General features: G+C 73.7%; 15 protein-coding genes. 4 read left to right on the top strand and 11 right to left on the bottom strand.

Translation table 11 applies throughout. From position 1 onward, the window contains the following. Positions 1-146 precede the first annotated feature (146 nt). The 7 genes from OG852_RS04755 to OG852_RS04725 form a co-directional block, all read right to left on the bottom strand. The gene (locus tag OG852_RS04755; protein ID WP_443064501.1) at positions 147-2,363 is read right to left on the bottom strand and encodes a hypothetical protein; all 2,217 of its coding nucleotides are present in this window, start codon (positions 2,361-2,363) and stop codon (positions 147-149) included. Between the two features lie 44 nt (positions 2,364-2,407). Continuing rightward, the gene (locus OG852_RS04750) at positions 2,408-3,643 is read right to left on the bottom strand and encodes a cytochrome P450 (protein WP_330347176.1); all 1,236 of its coding nucleotides are present in this window, start codon (positions 3,641-3,643) and stop codon (positions 2,408-2,410) included. A gap of 32 nt (positions 3,644-3,675) precedes the next feature. Next, positions 3,676-5,067: an NAD(P)/FAD-dependent oxidoreductase gene (locus OG852_RS04745; protein WP_330347175.1), complete on the bottom strand. Its 1,392-nt coding sequence runs from the start codon at positions 5,065-5,067 to the stop codon at positions 3,676-3,678. Continuing rightward, on the bottom strand, positions 5,064-5,306 hold the full coding sequence (locus OG852_RS04740) for a ferredoxin (RefSeq protein ID WP_330347174.1): 243 nt from the start codon (positions 5,304-5,306) through the stop codon (positions 5,064-5,066). Before OG852_RS04740 ends, OG852_RS04745 begins: the two co-directional genes overlap by 4 nt. Positions 5,307-5,416: 110 nt before the next feature. Next, entirely contained in the window at positions 5,417-6,055 is a 639-nt protein-coding gene (locus tag OG852_RS04735; protein ID WP_330347173.1) for a hypothetical protein, read from the bottom strand. Between the two features lie 104 nt (positions 6,056-6,159). Further along, positions 6,160-6,660, bottom strand: coding sequence for a GNAT family N-acetyltransferase (locus OG852_RS04730; RefSeq protein WP_330347172.1), 501 nt, complete (start codon positions 6,658-6,660; stop codon positions 6,160-6,162). 47 nt (positions 6,661-6,707) lie between these two features. Then, positions 6,708-8,759, bottom strand: a complete 2,052-nt coding sequence (locus tag OG852_RS04725) for a SpoIIE family protein phosphatase (protein ID WP_133916711.1) — start codon at positions 8,757-8,759, stop codon at positions 6,708-6,710. A gap of 202 nt (positions 8,760-8,961) precedes the next feature. Between OG852_RS04725 and OG852_RS04720 the strand changes: the two genes are divergently transcribed. The 4 genes from OG852_RS04720 to OG852_RS04705 all read left to right on the top strand — a co-directional run bounded on the left by OG852_RS04720 (position 8,962) and on the right by OG852_RS04705 (position 12,575). Beyond that, complete coding sequence (locus tag OG852_RS04720; RefSeq protein ID WP_133916712.1) at positions 8,962-9,462, top strand: hypothetical protein; 501 nt, start codon at positions 8,962-8,964, stop codon at positions 9,460-9,462. 50 nt (positions 9,463-9,512) lie between these two features. Further along, on the top strand, positions 9,513-10,058 hold the full coding sequence (locus OG852_RS04715; RefSeq protein ID WP_330351393.1) for a vitamin K epoxide reductase family protein: 546 nt from the start codon (positions 9,513-9,515) through the stop codon (positions 10,056-10,058). 150 nt (positions 10,059-10,208) lie between these two features. Continuing rightward, positions 10,209-11,840, top strand: coding sequence for an aa3-type cytochrome oxidase subunit I (gene ctaD / locus OG852_RS04710; protein ID WP_443064642.1), 1,632 nt, complete (start codon positions 10,209-10,211; stop codon positions 11,838-11,840). Between the two features lie 168 nt (positions 11,841-12,008). Then, complete coding sequence (locus OG852_RS04705; protein WP_330347171.1) at positions 12,009-12,575, top strand: hypothetical protein; 567 nt, start codon at positions 12,009-12,011, stop codon at positions 12,573-12,575. On the opposite strand, the gene OG852_RS04700 is transcribed toward OG852_RS04705, so the two are convergent. From OG852_RS04700 to OG852_RS04685, 4 genes are all read right to left on the bottom strand, one after another. Beyond that, positions 12,562-12,780, bottom strand: coding sequence for a hypothetical protein (locus tag OG852_RS04700; protein WP_330347170.1), 219 nt, complete (start codon positions 12,778-12,780; stop codon positions 12,562-12,564). The genes OG852_RS04705 and OG852_RS04700 overlap by 14 nt on opposite strands. After that, positions 12,777-14,150 carry a serine/threonine-protein kinase gene (locus OG852_RS04695; protein ID WP_330347169.1) on the bottom strand — a complete coding sequence of 458 codons (1,374 nt, stop codon included), beginning with the start codon at positions 14,148-14,150 and terminating at the stop codon, positions 12,777-12,779. The genes OG852_RS04700 and OG852_RS04695 overlap by 4 nt, the downstream gene beginning before the upstream one ends. Before the next feature lie 168 nt (positions 14,151-14,318). Beyond that, a complete protein-coding gene (locus OG852_RS04690) occupies positions 14,319-17,204 on the bottom strand; it encodes a poly(A) polymerase (RefSeq protein WP_330347168.1) in 2,886 nt (961 codons plus the stop codon). Further along, a complete protein-coding gene (locus OG852_RS04685; RefSeq protein WP_133916735.1) occupies positions 17,204-18,946 on the bottom strand; it encodes an RNA ligase family protein in 1,743 nt (580 codons plus the stop codon). Before OG852_RS04685 ends, OG852_RS04690 begins: the two co-directional genes overlap by 1 nt. Positions 18,947-18,975 lie beyond the last annotated feature (29 nt).

Here is an 18,975-nt window from a genome sequence, read left to right as displayed (position 1 = left end):
CGCGGCACTGACGACATGACGACGCCCGGGTGCCGTACCGGCACCCGGGCGCGATGTCGAGGGGGAGGAGAGCGAACGGACTGGAATCAGGGAGAGTGATGAGAAGGAAGCCCGTTCATGGCCTCGCCCGAGCGCCACGGTAGCAGTCAGGCCGGGATCAGGTCGCGCAGGTTTTCCCGGGTGATGACCACGGAATCCGGGTGCAGCCCCTGGGGGCGCTCCAGGCCGACGTACGTGACGGGTCCGTCCGGGACCGTCCCGCCGTCCCAGAGCGTGGTGGGCGTGGTGCCGTCGCCCATCAGGCCGATGAGGTGCCGGACCGTCAGGTGGTCCCGCTCGACGACCCCCCGCAGCAGCGTCGCGACCGAGAGGCGGTTGTCCTCGACGCGGTTGACGGCCACCCTGCCCTTCAGATGCAGGTGCAGCCACTTCGCGTGCCAACTCCCGTCACCGTCCCGTACGAACGCCAGCGGCAGCGCGACCCGCCCCGGTCCGCGCAGGTCCGACTTCATCCGCACGGTGCGCGCCTCGAACGGACGGCCCCGCTGGGCCGCCTCGCGCAGCATGAAGCCGAAGAACGACTCCTCGACCTCCTCGAAGCCCTCACCCGAGAAGATGTGCACCTGCGGGACGATGTAGTCACCGCGCACGGCCCCGAGCCGCAGATCGATGAACTCCGAGGCCCCGTCGGGCGCGTCGGTGATGTCCCCGGAGTGCTCACCCTCCACCTGCGTCAGCTGGGTGTACGACAGCCAGCCGAGACTCTCGTAGGAGGCGTCCAGGAGCAGCGCGGACAGATCGAAGTCCGTCGAGCGGTCGGTCTGCTTCCAGTGCACGAAGAACCGCAGCAGTTCCCCGTCGACCCGGGAGAGGGAGCCGCGCGGCAGCACGCCGAGCCCGGCCGCCGTCGCCTTGCCGCTGAGCGGGAGCGCCACGTCGAGGACGTCGGGGTCGATCAGGAGGTGCCCCGGCCGCGGAAGGCGACGGCGCGTCTCACCGTCCAGGACCTCGATCAGCCGCGCGCGTTCCGCCGCCCCCACCGGCGGGCGGTTGTCGGCGGTGACCCAGCCGCGGCCCATGCGGTTGACGAAGACCCGGCTCGCGGCGGGCTCCTCCGAGCGGTTGTGGAGGTGCTCCCGCACCGACAGCAGCAACCGGCCGGAGACCCGTGGGGCGACCCGCTCGACGACGGCCACCACGGCGTCGCGCTCGTCCTGACCGCGGCAGGACCGCAGCAGACGGTCGAGGGACCGCAGCAGCCTGCCCGGTACGGCGGTCAGCGACTCCGCCGCCGCGACGACGTCCCGCGCCCCGAGCAGCTCCTCGACACGGCTGTCGAGGGAACGCGCCTCCTTCTCGCCCCGGGCCACCGCGAACACGTCGGCGGCGTGCCTCCAGTGCGGGTACTCGTGCGGATGGAGCCGCTCGCCGAGACGCTTGAACGCCTCCCGGTGCGCCAGGACATCGGCCAGCTTCGCGGGGGCCGCGGCCACGACCGCGTCGAGCCCGGCGAGCAGGGCGCGTCGCACCGGCCGGGACGGCGACCGGAACCGGGTCGGCTCCGCGAGGGTCACGTCACCGCCGGACAGCGCACAGGCCAGCCGGAGCACGTCGGTGACCGTGTCCAGCAGCGGGTCCCCGCCGGCGCGCAGCCGGGCGAGGTTGACGACGGCGCGGTTCTCCCGCACCGGGATCGCCTCGGGCTGCGGGCCCGCGACGCAGTGCCCGGCGAGCACCCCGAGGTCCCGCAGCCCCGTCTCGCCCAGCGGGGTGACACTGCCGGCCAGCGCCAGGTACAGGGCCGTGACCTCGTCCTCCTCCGCCCCGCCCAGGTGCAGCACCGTCAGACGGTCGCCCGCGGCGGCGATCAGTTCGTCGTGCGCGGCGAGCATCTCCTCGTACGCGTGCCGGTACCGGCCGTACGACGGGAGGGTCAGCAGGTCGATCACGCCCGTGCCGAGCTGCGCGAGGGTGCTCTGCCGGGACGCGTCGTCGGCGAGCGCCTCGGTGATGCAGCGCGCCCAGAAGTCGTAGGTGCCGGGCACGTTGGCCGGGAAGTCGATGAAGTGGACGTTGTGCCGGACGTGATCGCCGACCAGTTCCCGGACGGTCTTCAGCGTGCGTTCGGCGGTGTCGAGGACCGTCCTCTCGGTCAGCCCCGACAGATGCGCGAGGAGTTCCGCCGAGAGCTTGAAGCCCACCGACATCAGGGCGGCGTCGAACTGCCGTGCCGCGACGCCTCCGTCACCGGCGGGGCCGGCGGGGCCGGCGGGGGCGGGAAGGCGGTACGTGTGCCGGACGACCAGGTGTTCGAGGGACGGGAACATTCCGGCATGATCGCAGAACAGCACCCTCTCGGGCATGCGGGTATTCGGGCCCGCGAGCAGTTCGGCGCCGACCGAGAGCGTCAGGCCCGGATCCCGTCGCAGGCGAGGTGCAGATGGCGGGGCCCCCGCAGGACCGCGTTCTGGCGGTACGGCGGGGGATCCTCCACCAGGCGGGGGTTCTCCAGCCGGCGGGCCAGCTCCGACAGGGCGAACTGGGCCTCCAGGCGGGCCAGGGGCGCGCCGAAGCAGCTGTGGATGCCGCTGCCGAGGCCGAGGTGCTGGACGTCCCGGCGGTCCGGGTCGAACCGGTCCGGGTTCTCGAACCGCAGGGGGTCCCGGTTGCCGGACGCCAGCACCAGCCAGAGGGAGGCGCCCTTGGGGATGGTGACGCCCCGCACCTCGATGTCGGCGAGGGTGACGCGCTGCGGCACGAGCTGCACCGGCGGCTCGTAGCGCAGCAGCTCCTCCACGAGGGGCACGGCCAGCCGGGGGTCGGCCCGCAGCCGTTCGAGCACGTCGGGGTGGCGCAGCAGGGTCAGCATGCCGTTGGTGACGAGGTTGACGGTGGTCTCGTGGCCCGCGATCAACAGCAGGGCGGCCGTGCTGAGCAGCTCCATGGTGGTCATCGAGCCGTCCTCGCCCCGGGCCGTCGCCAGCGCGGAGAGCATGTCGTCGCCGGGGTTCCTGCGCCGCTCCTCGATCAACCCGGCCAGGTACGTGCCCAACTGCATCCGGGCGTCGTGCGCGCCCCTGCCGCGCTCGGCGGGATCCGCGTCCGGGTCGGGGTCCAGGCTCGCCGCGATGGCGTCCGCCCAGGTGTGGAAGCGGGCCTCGTCCTCGCGGGGGATCCCGAGCAGCCTGCAGATCACCGTCACCGGGAACGGGTACGAGAACCGGTCCACCAGGTCGAAGCGGTCGGCTTCGCCGAGGCCGTCGATGAGTCCGGTGACGATGTCACGGAGTTCGCCGCGCATCCCGTCGACCCGGTGCGGGGAGCGGGGCGGCCCGAAGGGACGGTTCGTCATCCGGCGCAGCCGGTCGTGCTCCGGCGGGTCGAGCCGCAGGAAGCTCGGCGGCAGGGCGCTCTCCTGCTGGTCCGGCTCGGCCAGCGGATCGTGGGCTACCTGCGCCAGATTGCGGGCGTCGGAACTGACCCGGGGATCGTGCAGCAGGCCGAGGATCTCGTGGTAGGTGCTGACGACGTACGGTCCGTCCTGCTCCTGATGGACCGGCGTCCTGCGCAGCTCCTCGTAGATCGGGTACGGATCGGCGCGGTTGGCGTAGTCCAGGATCTGGTGCAGCAGCGATGGCGTCATGGCGCGTCCTCGTGGCTCGTGGCCGTGGCGGGTCAGTGCGCGGGGGTGAACGTCATCCGGCGGTCGGCCGGAGAGTACCCGCTGAGGGTCACCGTGGGGCCGTGGGACGGCACCGACGGGTCGGGGAAGTCCGCGTCGAGCGGCCGCTGCCCCTCCGAGCGCCGGTCGACCGTGGCGAACTCCGGCGGGAACGGGGCGGTGGTCTCGATCAGCTTCTGGTAGAACGGCAGCCAGCGGGCGTGGTCGAAGGCGACCGCGCCGATGACCCGGCCCTGGTACCCGTACACCCCGACGAACCGGCGCTCCTCCAACGAGCCCTGGGCGATCAGGATCTCCGTCCCCAGCGACGGCACCCCGACGGACTTGATGTTCACCCCGAACTGCGAGGACCAGAACGCCGGTACCTCCATGTGGGGGATCCGGTCGGTGCTCTCGCTCAGCATGTTGTGCGCGGCGACCCGCGCCTGGGAGACGGCGTTGCCCCAGTGCTCCAGCGACAGGAACTGGTAGCCGAACAGCGGGTGCGGGCAGCGGGCGACGTCGCCCGCCGCGAACACGTCGTCGGTCACGATGCCCCGGATGTCGAAGGCCCGGCAGCCGGCGTCACAGGCGATACCGCGCGGGCCCGCCCCGAGTCCGGAGCCGGCCAGCCACTCGGTGTTGCGGGTGGCGCCCAGCGAGACGACCACCACGTCCGTCTCCACGGTGGAGCCGTCGGCCAGATGCGCGGCCCGCACCCGCCCCGAGGCGTCGCCCTCCAGCGCGGTCACCGTCACCCCGCACCGCAGATCCACCCCGTGCCGGCGCTGCAGCTCGGCGGCGACCGCGCCCACCACCCCGCCGAGCGCGCCGACCAGGGGCGACGCCCCGCGCTCGGCGACCGTCACGGCCAGGCCGCGTTCACGGCACGCGGCGGCGATCTCCGAGCCGGTGAACCCGGCCCCGACGACCAGCACCCGCTTCGGCCCCGCGGCCAGCCGCCGTGCGAGCGCCGCGCCGTCGTCGCGGGTCCGCAGCACGAACACCCCGCCGAGTTCCGCCTCGGCCTCGCGCGGCCACGGCCGGGCCCGTACACCGGTCGCGATCAGCAGCCGGTCGTACGGCACCTCGTCGCCGTCGGCGAGCCGCACCCGCCGGCCCGCCATGTCCAGACCGGCCGCGGCCACGCCGAGCCGCCAGGTCGCGTCGACCGCCTTCAGCCTCGGCAGGGCGGTGCGCTCGGCGGTCGCCCCGCCGAGCAGCACGGTCTTGGACAGCGGAGGCCGGTCGTACGGCTCGTGCGGCTCGTCCCCGATCATCGTCAGGGAGCCCGCGAAGCCCTTTTCGCGGAGGGTCTCCGCGGCCCGCAGTCCCGCCAGCGAGGCGCCGACCACGACGACCCGGCCCTCGCGCCGGAACCGGTCCAACGACCCGTCACCGATCATCGGCCCGACACCGCCCCGGCCGTCTCGTCTGCCGCGGCCGGTGGGTCCACGGCGTCCACCAGGACGGCCTGCACCGGGCAGGCGGCGGCGGCCTGCGCCAGCTTCTCCCGCTGCTCCTCGCCGGGTTGGGGGTCGTAGAGCAGCGCCTCGTCGCCGTGCATGACGAAGACCTCGGGGGCGAGGAACGCGCATTGCGCATAGCCCTGACAGCGGTTCAGATCGACGGCAATCCTTGGCACGGGATCGGTCCTCTCCTACGGCCCTGTCGGCCCCCACTCCAGCCTCGGGTGCCGCGGGCGGGGCGGCGACGAGGAGAGGCCCGTTCGGGTGAGGGCCCCGGCCGGCCCGCTCACGGGGAGGCGGCCGGCCGGCCCGTCACGGGGGGACGCGCCCGCAGGATGTCCAGCGAGACGATCAGCGCCCAGGCCGGGAAGACCAGCTCCGACCAGGGCAGATTCGCCCCGGCGACGAGCAGGATCAGGCCCGCCGCGAAACCGATGACGACGAGCGGGCGCGGCAGCACCCCGAGCCGACGGCCGATGGTGGAGGTGGTGAGGATGAACACCGCCGCCATCCGCAGGGAGTACGTGGTGAGCAGGGTGTAGGCGAAGTGACGGCCGAACGGGGCGTCCTGCTGGTTCTCGTCGAGCACGGTCACCGCCGCCGCGGCGCACCCGAACAGGGTGGCGACGAAGAGCAGGCCGCTGCCCAGGAACACCGTGGCCATGAACCGGTCCTCCGCCTCCCCGACCTGCTCGCGCAGGGCGCCCATGAACCACAGGAACGCGATCCCGGCGTACGGCAGCAGCTCCAGCGCCGTCCGCACGGTGCTGCGCTGGGCCGCGTCGACCGTGATCTCGTGGCCGCCGGCCCCGCCGGGCAGGGCGAGCCGCACCAGGACGATCGCCAGGCCCATCAGGACCGCGAAGACGACCCCGGCGATCCCGGCGGCCCGGGGCGTCCCGAGGCGCTCGCGCTTCCGCTCCATGGTCTCCCGCTCTCTGGTCGCACCTGTTTCGTCCAGGGACCCGCGATCCGGGGACTTCCGCCACCGGAACCACTCGGGAGGGAGCGAGCGGTGGGCCGTACAGGTCACACGGCGCGCTCCATGCACACCAGCCGCTCCCGCTCGTCCCACGACTCGACGACGGTGAATCCGAGCCGCTCGTACAGCGCGATCGCCGCCGTCCGCCACCGCCACACGGACAACCGCACCGTGCTCGCCCCGTTCGCCCCGGCCTCGGCCAGTGCGGCTCGGACGAGGGCGGACGCGACACCGCGGCCCCGCAGCGCCGGGTGCGTCCACAGCCGCTTCACCTCGCACCGCCCCTCGACGGGCGCGGTCACCACCAGACAGCCCACGGCGGCGCCCCCGCTCACGGCGACCAGCGCGACATCGCCCTCGAACGCGGCCCCCGGATCGGTCACCTCGCTCCGGTACGGGTCCGGCAACCCGTCCACACCGTCGACGGCCTCCCCCTTCTCGGCCTGTGTCCGCAGGTGGTACGCCGCCAGCAGTCCGGCGAGTCCCTGTTCCAGGGAAGGGTCCTGATCCGCCCGGCGGACGAGGACGGCCCCGTGTCGATCCGTCACGCCGTCAGCATCACATGCCCCGCCGGCCCCCGTAGCGGGCGGGCCGGTCACTGCGGGCGGGCCAGCAGGACCGCCACGTCGTCCTGGGCGGCATGCGGCAGCATCTGGGCGAGGACGCCGTCGCAGAGCGCGGCGAGCGAGGGCGCGGGGCGCCGCAGAGCCCGGGCGAGACGGTCCAGGCCCTGGTCGAGGTCGCTGCCGCGGGCCTCGATGAGCCCGTCCGTGTACAGCACCAGCAGACTGCCGGGCGGCAGCGGGACCTCCTCGGTCGCGAACCGCCGCCCTCCCGTGCCCAGCGGGGTGCCCGGCGAGCCGTCGAGGAAGGTGATCGTCCCGTCCGGGGTCATCACGGCCGGCGGGGGATGACCGGCCCGCGCGATCAGGCATCCGCCGCTCGCCGGATCGTGCACGGCGTACACACAGGTCGCCATCTGGTCCTCGCCCATGTCGGCCACGACGGCGTCCAGCGAGCGGAGCATCGGGGCCGGACGGATGCCGTGCCGGGCCAGCGACCGCACCGCCGCGCGGAGCTGGCCCATCACCGCCGCGGCATGGATGCCGTGCCCCATGACGTCCCCGATGACCAGGGCGGTCCGCTCGTCCGGCAGCGCGATCACGTCGTACCAGTCCCCGCCGACGTCGTGCTCACTGGCCGGCAGATAGCGCCCCGTGAGATCCAGCCCCGGCACGGCGGGCAGGGCGCTGTTCGTCAGGCTGCGCTGGAGGGTCAGGGCCGCCGCTCGCTGCCGGGTGTACATGAGGGCGTTGTCGATGTTGAGGGCGGCGCGCGCAACCAGCTCGTCGATGAGGACGCAGTCCTGCTCGTCGAAGGGCTCACGGCTGCGCAGCCGCGTCACCACGACCGCGCCCAGCGCCTTGCCCCGCGCGACCAGTGGGACGAGCCGCGCCGAGCCCAGCCCCATGAGGTAGGTGCGCAGTTCGTCGGCGCGCGGATCGGTGACCAGGGCCGGGACGTCCGACCGGTACAGGTTGGTGGGGCGTCCCTCGGTGATGACCCGCTCGTAGAGGGAGCCCCGCGCGAGCCGGGACGTCAGGCCCGGGCGCAGCCTCGCCCGCGGCGCGGCGGGGTCGGTGAAGAGGGCGGCCATGCGCCGGACCACGCCCTGCACGGCGTCGGCGGGCTCGTCGGGCGCCATCACCTCCTCCAGGATCTGGACGTCGGCGGAGTCCGCGAGCTGCGGCACCAGCATCCGTACGATCTCCTCGGAGGTCTGCCGCAGATCCAGCGTGGTGCCGATGCGGGTGCCGGCCTCCGCCAGCAGCGCGAACCTGCGCCGGGCGCGTTCCGCGTCGCGCTCGGCCTGCTGGCTCTCCGTGATGTCGATGAGCGAGGCGATCAGCCCCAGGGTGCGGCCCGCGCCGTCGAGCAGCGGGGCGTAGGAGCACGACCAGGTCCGTTCGCGGTACGGGTCGGCGGAGGTCCGGCCGCTGCGGCGGACGTCGACGACGGCCGTGCCCCGGTCCAGCACCTCCTGCATCGTCGACTCCAGGGCCAGCGCGTTGACCCCGGGCACGACCTCCGTCAGCCGTTTGCCCAGGTGCTCGGCGGCCGAGACGCCGTTCATCCGGGCGAGGGCGTCGTTGACCCGCAGGAAGCGCAGATCGGTGCCGAGGGTGGCCAGCCCGATCGGGGACTGGCTGAACAGGCTCTCCAGCGCCGCCAGGGAGTCCCGCATCCGCAGGACCTGGGAGGTCTCCACGGCGATCAGCATCGCCCCGGGCCGGCCGTGCGGGTCGGTGGCCGGGACGATCCACATCTCCATCGTGACCTGGTGCCCGTCGCGATGGCGCACCGACAGGGTGCCGCCGACCGTCTCCCCGCCGTGCACACGGAACGTCAGCTGATCGGCCAGCTCACGATTGCCCTCGGGCACGAGCAGCGCCGAGGCGGGCCTGTCGAGCACGTCCTCGGCGCGGTAGCCGAGCAGATCCTGGGCCGCGAGGGACCACTCCAGGATCCGGCCGTCCGCGTCCTCCCGCCACAGCGCGATCGGAAGCAGCTCGCGCAGCACGCCCGCGTAGCCGACCGCCCCCAAGGGCTTCTCCGGCGCCTGGCCCGTCCTTCGGGGAGCATCCACCGTATGACCTCACCCTGGGCAACATTTCATACGAAAACACCATATCCGGAACTTTCGTGGCCGCCTTTTCCTGGCTCAGGGCCGTTCGACCCTAGTCACGTCTTCGCGGGCCCTGACTTCATTGATCGCGAAGACCGAACGGATCGCGGAGACCGAACGCAAGGGCGCCGCGACGGCGTCGCACGGCGGGAAGGAGCGGTGAATGATCGCGGTGGTGGGCCACGCCGACGTGACCCCGGAGAGCCTCGGGCTGCTGGAGGCCGAGCTGGTGGCTCTGCTGGAGGGCGAGCCCGACGGGGAGCCGGGCGTGGTGCGCGCGGGGGGCGGTGCCCCCCTGGCGTTCGCGCGGGCACTGCGGGTGGCGGGACGGGACCTGGTCGTCGTGATCCCCACCAGCGGCATGGTGCCCGCGCTGCTGCCGGAGCGGGACCGCGTGCCGACGGGGGAGCTGCTGCTGCTCGCCCGGGAGGTGCGGCTGCTGACCTACGACCCGGTCGACCGCGACGCGTGCGTCGGCGCGGACGAGGAGATCATCGCGGGCTGCCGGCGCCTGGTGGCCGTGTGGGACGGCTCGCCGTCCAACGGCCGCGACGCCACCGCGCATCTGGTGGCCTACGCCCGCTCGCGCGGTGTCACGGTCGACGTGCTCTGGCCGGCGGGCACGACCCGCACGGGTCTGCGCGTGGCGCCGGGGCGACGGTGATCGCGGGAACGGGCGCGACCGGCGCCTCCCGTGCCCTCGCCTGGCTGCTGATGGTGACCGGATCCCTGGGGGTCCTCGCCTCCTTCGTGATCACCGTGGACAAGTTCGAGCTGCTCCGGGACCCCGGCTTCGCCCCCTCGTGCAACCTCAGCCCCGTGCTGTCGTGCTCGAACGTGATGCGCAGTCACCAGGCGTCCGTGCTGGGCTTCCCCAACCCGCTGCTCGGCCTCGTCGCCTATCCCGTCGTGGCGTTCACCGGGTTCGCGCTGCTGGCCGGGGCCCGCTTCCGGCGCTGGTTCTGGCTCGGGCTGAACCTGGGCACGCTGGGCGGCGCGGGCTTCTGCATGTGGCTGATGACCCAGGCGCTGTACGAGATCGGCGCGCTGTGTCTGTGGTGCTGCCTGGCCTGGGCGGTCACCATCGCCATGTTCTGGTACGTCACCGTGCACAACCTCCGGCACGGCGTCCTCAGGGCTCCCCGGGGGATGGTCGCGGGCGTGCGGGAGTTCCACTGGGTGGTGCCGGTCACCTGGTGTCTGAGCATCGTGCTGCTGATCGGGACCCGGTTCTGGCCGTACTGGCGGACGCTGCTCTGACCTGCGGCCAGGAGGGGCCGTTGGGCCCCGTGGACGGGACCGACAGGGGCCGTTCGACCCTATCGGCGCGCCACTCCCCTGCGGTGATCTTGGGTCGGCACTGAACCAAGGGGAGGACACGAACCGGTGGACAACGTACGTACGGAACAGGTGGCGATCGCGCGAGCCGGCGCCGCGACCCGCCCCTCCTGGGTGGAGTGGCTGACGACCACCGACCACAAGAAGATCGGCACGCTGTATCTGGTCAGCGCGTTCGTGTTCTTCATCGTCGGCGGCGTCCTGGCGCTGCTGATGCGGGCCGAACTCGCCCGCCCGGGACTGCAGGTGATGTCCAACGAGCAGTTCAACCAGGCGTTCACGATGCACGGCTCGATCATGCTGCTGATGTTCGCGATGCCGCTGTTCACCGGCTTCGCCAACTGGATCATGCCGCTGCAGATCGGCGCCCCGGACGTCGCCTTCCCCCGGCTGAACATGCTGGCCTTCTGGCTCTTCCTGTTCGGCTCGTCGATCGCGGCGTTCGGCTTCCTCACCCCGGGCGGAGCGGCGTCCTTCGGCTGGTTCCTGTACGCGCCGCTGTCGGACTCCGTGCACTCGCCGGGCCTCGGCGCCGACCTGTGGATCATGGGCGTGGCACTGTCCGGGTTCGGCTCGATCGCCGGTGCCGTCAACTTCATCACCACGATCATCTGCATGCGCGCGCCCGGCATGACCATGTTCCGGATGCCGATCTTCACCTGGAACGTGCTGCTGACCGGCGTCCTGATCCTGATGGTGTTCCCGGTCCTCGCGGCGGCGCTGTTCGCGCTGGAGTGCGACCGCAAGTTCGGCAGCCACGTCTTCGACGCGGCGAACGGCGGCGCCCTGCTGTGGCAGCACCTCTTCTGGTTCTTCGGCCATCCCGAGGTGTACATCCTGGCGCTGCCGTTCTTCGGGATCGTCTCCGAGGTGATCCCCGTCTTCAGCCGCAAGCCGATGTTCGGCTACATGGGCCTGATCGGCGCGACCATCGCCATCGCGGGCCTGTCGGTCACCGTGTGGGCCCACCACATGTATGTCACCGGCGGGGTGCTGCTGCCCTTCTTCTCCTTCATGACGTTCCTCATCGCCGTCCCCACCGGAGTGAAGTTCTTCAACTGGATCGGCACCATGTGGAAGGGCAGTCTCTCCTTCGAGACGCCGATGCTGTGGACCACGGGCTTCCTCATCACGTTCGTGTTCGGCGGCCTCACCGGTGTGATCCTGGCGTCACCCCCGATGGACTTCCACCTCTCCGACTCGTACTTCGTCGTCGCCCACTTCCACTACACGGTCTTCGGTACGGTCGTGTACGCGATGTTCGCCGGCTTCCACTTCTGGTGGCCCAAGTTCACCGGCAGGATGCTCGACGAACGCCTCGGCAAGATCACGTTCTGGACGCTCACGGTCGGCTTCCACCTCACCTTCCTGGTCCAGCACTGGCTCGGCGCGGAGGGCATGCCCCGCCGCTACGCCGACTACCTGGCCGCCGACGGCTTCACCGCCCTCAACACCCTGTCCACCATCGGCGCGTTCCTGCTCGGCCTGTCGATCCTGCCGTTCTTCTACAACGTCTGGAAGACCGCCAGGTACGGCAAGCCGGTCGGCGTCGACGACCCCTGGGGCTACGGCCGTTCCCTGGAGTGGGCCACGTCCTGCCCGCCGCCGCGCCACAACTTCACCAGCCTGCCCCGCATCCGCAGCGAGTCACCCGCCTTCGACCTGCGGCACCCGGAGATCGCCGCGCTCGAGGCGGAGGGCTAGGGGGTGTTTCGAAAGTCCCGCACAGTACCCGCGGCGCCCGGCACGTACTCGCGCCGCACCGGCCGAAACCCCCAGTACGTCCAGTACGAGGGCTTTCGTCCGGCACGCCGAGAGCACGCACCGGACACCGCGGGCACCGCACAGGACTTTCGAAACACCCCCTAGGCCGTGGTCCAGCCCGTCGCCGCGCTGGGCGCCGCCCTGGCGGCCGTGTCCGGCTGCGTCTGGTACGTGCCCGCCCTCGTCGACCTGCGGGCCGGGGCCGACCGCCCCGACTCCCGCCGCACGGCCGCGGCCGCCTGCCTGAGCGGCTGGAGCACGACCGGGGTCATCGCCCTGCTGCTGCTCCTGGTGGAGGCCTGGTGGGTGCCCGTCGCCGCGGCGGTCACCGGAGCGGCCGTCACGGCGGTCCTCCACGGCCGTGCGCGCGTGCAGCGGCGGAGGGAGACGCGACAAGCCGCCCGTGACTGGGCCCGGTTGGGGGCGGCCCCCCGCCCGATCGGCGCCGACGGCGGACGGCGGGTCGTCGCCGTCCTGCTCGCCTGCGGCCTGTTGACGGCGGCGACCGCGGCGGCCCTGGAGCTGGTCGTGGCGGGGGAGCGGGGCGCGGACCCGCCGGCGGTCGCCGTGGCGCCGACCGGAATCGTCGCCCTGTCCCTCGCCCTCGCGGTCACGTACACGGGTCTGGCCCGCCGCCGCGCCCGGGCGGACCACGGTCGCCCTACTCGCTCGTGACGAACCGGAGGGGCGGGCGGGCACCGGGCGGCGTGCGACGGCGGGCGCGGATCTCCTGGACGACGGCCGCGATCACGGCCAGTCCCCAGGCGATCGAGAACACGGCGATCTGGTTGTCGGAGTCGAACGCCAGCCAGCCGACCCCCGGGCCGCCGAGGGTCAGTCCGGCGGCCCCGAGCAGGGGGGAGGGGCGCCGAGCGCTCAACGCGCGGACCAGACACAGCACGGCGAGGGCGAGCAGCGGAACGCCGAGGACCTCGATGTCGTCGTGGCCGGTGGTGTAGTAGCCGTCTCGCTGTCGTAGCCGTAGACGTAGGACTCGGTCGCGGCGCCCGCCTCCACGCTCGCCACGACCAGGGCTCCGGCCCCCCACCACACGAGGGTGGAGGTGAACGGGAGCCAGCGGAACAGGGCGAGCCCGAGGACGGCCGTCGCCCTCCAGACGCCCATGAGCTCGTCCATGGAGTCCTCGTACAGCTCGTCGTAGCCGAAGGTGACCACACCGGAGGCGACGAGGCCCAGCAGGGCGAGGATCCGGCCGGCGGTGAGCGTGAAGCGCCGCTCCTCGGGCGGCGGGCCGACCGGCCTGGGCGGGGTCGGCGCGGTGCGGGTCTCCTGCTGGGCCAGTGCCGTGTACCCCGGGCCTGTACCCGGTTCGGCGGCCGCGTGGGCCGGCGGGACGGCGGGGGCGGGCGGCACGGGGGGCGCGGCGGGGGCGGCGGCCCGCCCGATGGGTGCGGCCACCAGGGCGCCCAGCGCGGCGAGGGTCCCCGCCAGCGCCTCCCGCAGCTCCGCCGCGCTGCCGAGCCGCTCCTCACGGTCCTTCGCCAGGGTCCGCAGCACGAGAGCGTCGACGGCTGCCGGGATCTGCGGACGCAACCGGGACGGTGCGACCGGCGCCCGGCTGATGTGCTGGTGCATCACCGCGAACGGGGAGTCGCCGACGAACGGCGGTCGACCGGTCAGCAGTTCGTACAGCAGACAGCCGGTGGAGTACTGGTCGGACCGACCGTCCACCGCCGTCCCCGTGAGCTGCTCCGGGGAGAGATACGCGGGCGTGCCCACGGTCATGCCGGTGGCGGTGAGCCGGGTGGTGGTCTCCGCGACGACCTTGGCGATCCCGAAGTCCAGGACCTTGATGTCGCCCCCGGACGTCAGCATGACGTTGGACGGCTTGATGTCCCGGTGGATGAGGCCCTGGCCATGGCTGTGGGCGAGGGCGTCGGCGATGTCCCTGCCGACGGCGAGGGCCCGTTCGACCGTGAAGGGGCCCTCGGCCAGCGCGTCGGTCAGCGTGCGCCCCTCGATGAACTCCATGACCAGGAACGGCGTCGTCTCGCCGTCCGTGGTGTCCTCGCCGACGTCGTGCAGCACGGCGACATTGCGGTGGTTGAGCGAGGCGACCGTGCGCGCCTCCCGGCGGAAGCGGACGCGGAACTCCTCGTGGCGGGTGAGTTCCGGCGGCAGGACCTTCACCGCCACCGTGCGGCCGAGCTCCCGGTCGGTGGCGCGCCAGACCTCCCCCATGCCCCCGCGCCCGACGGCCTCGACCAGTTCGTATCTCTCCGCGAGCACCCGTATGACTCTGCCCCCCTGATGGCACGCGGCAGCACGACGACGGATCGGCTGCCCGGGATGTCGCCACACGATACTGGCGAAAATCCGCCCATGGGATGTTCACCGTCTTACCGCACATATGTGCCTATTGCGCATCATCTCGGCGTCCCGCGGCACCGGCGACCCTCACCCCGGTGTGGGCAACGCCCCGCCCTCGACGTACGCGACCTCGACCCCGGACAGGCCCGGGAGCCAGCGGTCGGCGATGTCCGCGAGCCACTCCCCGGTACGGGGTGACGTACGCCCGAGCCCGATCGCGTACGTCGCGGTGGCGGGCCCGGCGGGCCACGGCCGCGGCCACGCGTGGGCTTCCCCCACGCCCGCCTCCTCCAGTGCCGCGAGCAGCGCCCGCATCCGCCCCCGTACCCGCCCGTTCAGCTCGTCGAAGTCCTCCGGGCGGCGGGGCCCGACCCTCACCGCGGCCCAGGCCGCGTGCCGTCGGTGCAGGGGCGGCGGGGACAGGAGCGCGGGCCAGGGATCCGCGCCGGACTCGGCCGCGGTCTCCACCGTGTCCCAGGCCCGGTACAGCTCCTGGCTCAGCAGATCCCTCGTGCCGGCGCCGACCTGTTCGGTGCAGGAACGCACCGGTGCGCTCGGGGTCAGCACGGTCAGGGCCCCGTCGGCCGCCGGGGCGTCGCCGGTGAGCGCGACGGGCTCCCGCCAGTCCCACGCGGCCCAGATGCCGAAGAAGCGTCGCAGCAGCGCGCCGTCGTCCGCGCCCTCGGGCGCCTCCCGGACCGTACGGGCCGCGAGGACCGCCCACGCGATACCGGGCAGCCCGCCGAACGGCGCGCAGTCCAGCCCGCGCGCCCGCGCCCACGCCTTCACGCCACGCGCCAGCGACACGAACCCCGGCGCTCCCCGGGTGCCCACGGCCGCCAGGACCGCGTCCGCGTCGGACACCGCGCTGAGCGCGACCGCCGCGGCCTCGCCCAGTGCGGCCCGCCGGGTCACCGCGTCCCCCGGCGGCACCGAGCCCGTGGCCACGACCACGAGGTCCACGTCGAGCCCTTCGGCACGCAACCGCAGCCCCGGCACCCGCGCGCCGACGACCTCTCGGACCCGCGCCGCGTCCGGCAGCGCGGCCCGGACCCGCTCCCGTACGGCGCCGAGGTCGACCGTGCCCGGCAGCGCGGCGACCAGGTCGAGGTCGGCGCCGGCGAGCGCGCAGCCCATGCGCCGGGAGCCGGCCACCCACACGACTCCCTCCGCGAACGCGTCCGCCAGGCGCCGTACGACCCGCCCGGCCGCCGCCTCGTCCGCGCCGGGCGGCACGGACGGGCCGGCGGCGGGCGCGGCCCAGTCCTCCCAGTCCCGGTCGGGGCGGCCGACGGCCGGTTCCGGCAGCCAGCGCACCTCGCCGGTGCCGAGGGCGACCGTGGCCCGCGGCCGCATCGGTTCGTCGCCCCGGCGGGACAGCAGGACCAGCTCGCCGACCCGCGCGGTCATGGGGGAGAGGCGGGCCGCGCAGTCGACCTCGACCGTGTGCGGGTCGGTGCTCCGGCCGAGGCTCAGATGCGGGGTGAACCCGTCGTGGCGTCCCCGGCAGCGCGGGAAACGCCGGACGAGTGCCTGCCAGAGCTCCGCCCACGGCGTCTCGTCGTCCGCGGCGGGATCCAGCCACACGGTCGCACCGTGCCGGTGCCCGAAGGTGTGCAGTCCGTCGAGCCGTGCCCGGAACGGCCGCACCTGCGCGGCCGCCGTGGCCAGCAGCGGCGCCGCCCGCTCGAACTCCGCCTCCGGGACGAAGCCGAACAGCACGTTGACGTGCGGCGGCCAGCGCCGGATCTGCACGTCGTGGTCCCGGCGCACCGCCTGGATCGCCGGCCACACCTCACGCGGCGGCACCCAGGCCAGCGCCGTACGGGGTGTCGGGGCGACGTCGAGCACGTCGACGGGCGCACCGGTGCCGCAGTACAGCTCGGCGGCGACCCCGTAGTGGTCGGAGACGTACAGCCCCTGCGGGGTCGGTGTGTCGCCGAGCAGCGCCGCGGCGGTCGCGCGCGGGCCGTCGGCGGACCGGACGAAGACCCGGTCGAGCCGGGAGGCCCGGCCCGAGAGGGAGGAGACGGCGGCCAGCGGGTTGACGCCGGGATCGAACGTGGGGGAGTCGTCGCCCGGGCCGTGGGTCTCGGTCCAGGCGTCGAGCATGCCGAGCGTGCGCGCCGGGCCGGGGCCGCCGTCGTTGAAGTCACCGACCAGGACCAGACCGCCCGAGACACCCGACAGTCCCTCGGCGAGCCGCGTCAGTTCGGCGCCGCGCCGGGCCGGCCCGTCCTCGGAGTGGTCGCTCGTCAGATGGGTCGCGGCCACGGTCAGCGGCCCGGCCGCGGTGTCCACGACGAGGGCGGTGACGGCCTTGTGGTGTCCGAGGACGTGGACGGCGGCCTCCCGTACGGGAAGCCGGCTGAGCAGCAGCAGCCCGCAGGCGTCGACGTCCTTCCCGTGGGGGTCGGTGCCCACCGTGTACCGCTCCCGTACCCACGCCGCGTCCAGCAGCGGGGCCAGCAGTCCCGCCTCGACCTCCTGGAGGGCGATGACGTCGGCGTCGGCGCGCTCCAGCGCCTCCAGCAGCAGCGGGCGGCGCCGGGCGGTGTCGATGCGGTGGCTGTCGTAGCGGTCCCAGAGCGTGTTCCAGGTCAGGACCCGCACCCGGTCGCGCCCGGTGTCCGGCGCGGGCGGCGGGGCGGGTGTCCACCGTCCGGCCGCCGGGTCCCAGGCGTGCGGGGTGCGCGCCGTGAAGAACGGCGCCCGCAGCAGCCGTGCCTCGCGCACCCGCCCGGCACCGGAGGCGTCGATCCGGTCGACCCCCGTGGCGCGGTCCCACACCAGCTCGCCGTCCGCCTCCACGAACAGCACGCGGTGCCACGGGATCTCACCGCCCGGCACGAACGCCGGCAGCGGCACCCGCTTGGGGGCGGCGTTGCGCTGGTTGATGCCGAGCACGAACCGCGCCGGGTCGAACCGCGGATCCCAGCGCACCCGGTGGTAGATCTCCTCGCTGGTACGCATCAGGCGTCCTCCCCCTCCAGTGTGCCGTCGCTGTCCCGCACGCCGCCGTCCGCGCCGACGTACCAGGTCCGGTGCGCCTGGCCGGGATACGGCGGCACGAACCGGCGCAGCTGCCCCGTCAGCACGTCCGCCGGCACCGGATGCGCCCGCCCGGCGTTGCGTCGTACGAGCTCGTCCTCGTCCGTGACCAGCACGGCATGCGTCACCAGCGCGTCGCGGCGGCGCGCCACGGCGTGCACCAGGGACCGCTGGCGCGGGTTGAGCGAGGTGGCGTCCCACACCACCGTGCCGGCCCCGTACGCGAGCTCCCCGTCCAGCCGCTCCAGACCCTCCCGCAGCACCTCCCCGTTGGCCTTCTGGTCGGCCCGTGCGCCACGCGCCTCCCGCAGCCCGTCCAGCGAGACACACGCCGAGACGCCCTCCAGCCGCGCCGCGAAGGCGCTCTTGCCGCTGCCGGACGGTCCCACGAGATGCACCAGCCGGGGGAACGCCCCACCCCGCCACCGCCAGGTCGCCGCGACGGCCTCCTCCACCGTGGAGATCCGCCCCTCGGCGTACGCCTGCCGTGCCTCGGCCCAGCAGCGGTCCGCCGCCACGCCGCCGACCCCGTCGCGCGCCAGCGCCTCGCGCAGCCCGGCCCGCAGCACACCGAGCGGCGCCTCGCCGAACAGCCCGGCCTCCTCGGCGTGCAGCGCGGACCACTCCACCTGCTCGCGCGCCGCCTCGTCCCCCGCGGCGGCCCCGGCGACGGCGTGCAGCGCCCCGGGATCCGCCGCGAACGACATCCGTACGAGCCCCGCGCGTCGCTCCCCGTCCGGGTACGGCCGGTGCAGCGCGGTGTGCAGCCCCACCAGATCGGCGACCCGCCGTGCGAGCGGCACGCCGAGGGGCCCGGCGGTCCCGCTCATCAGCCGCGCCCGCGGTGTGCGACGCAGCAGCGCGGCGAGCACCCCCGCGAGCCGTACGTCCCCGCCGCGACCGAGGACGTCCAGCCGCGTGGCCGCTTCGGCGGCGCCGTCCGCGTCGCAGCGGGCGTCCGTGTCGGAGGTGGGCGGAGCGAGCAGCGCGGCCAGCGCCTCTGCGTCCGGTGCCGCGCCGGACCGTACGGCCCACAGCGGGGCCGCCGGGCCGAGGCCGTTCTCCACGACGGCCGTGTGCATCCAGTGCGTGTCCGTCGTGACATGCCCGGACCGCACCCACTTGGCGACCCGCCCGGCGAACTCCACCCCGGCGAAGCCCTCCGCGGTCCGTACGACGAACCCCTCCTGCCGCCCGGTCTCCACCCGCAGCCGCCGCAGCGCCCGCTCGTCGAACACCCCGCGCCACAGCACCGGCGGCACGGGCACCCCCAGCCCGCGCAGAAACCGCACGGTCTCGTCCCAGCCCAGGCACCGGTCGTGCGCGTCCCACACGGAGAAGCCGTAGAAGTAGCTCTCCAGGCCGTCGTACGGGAGGGAGTGCCGCGCGTACAGATTCTCGCCGCACACCCGCCAGCCCGCCGGTATCCGCGCCCCCACGCGTCCCTGGAGCGCCTTGACCCACGCCCGGGACGGATGGTGCGCGGAATCCACGGACCGCGCGTGCAGCCCGTCCGCGTACAGCGTCGTGTTCTCCCCGTCGAGCTTCTCGGTGACGACGACCTCCCGCCCGACGAACCCCGCCAGCCCGGCGGCCCTTACATCGTCGGCGGAGACGCCGGGTGACCAGGGCAGATGGGGAGTCCGGGGGTAGGCGGTGCGCATGATCGCCACCTTAGGAGCGCGGGAAGCGG

The organism is Streptomyces sp. NBC_00582, from assembly GCF_036345155.1.
GTDB lineage: Bacteria > Actinomycetota > Actinomycetes > Streptomycetales > Streptomycetaceae > Streptomyces.
The sequence above is the reverse complement of the archived record's forward strand: the minus strand, read 5'-3'. Positions and strand labels throughout refer to the sequence as shown.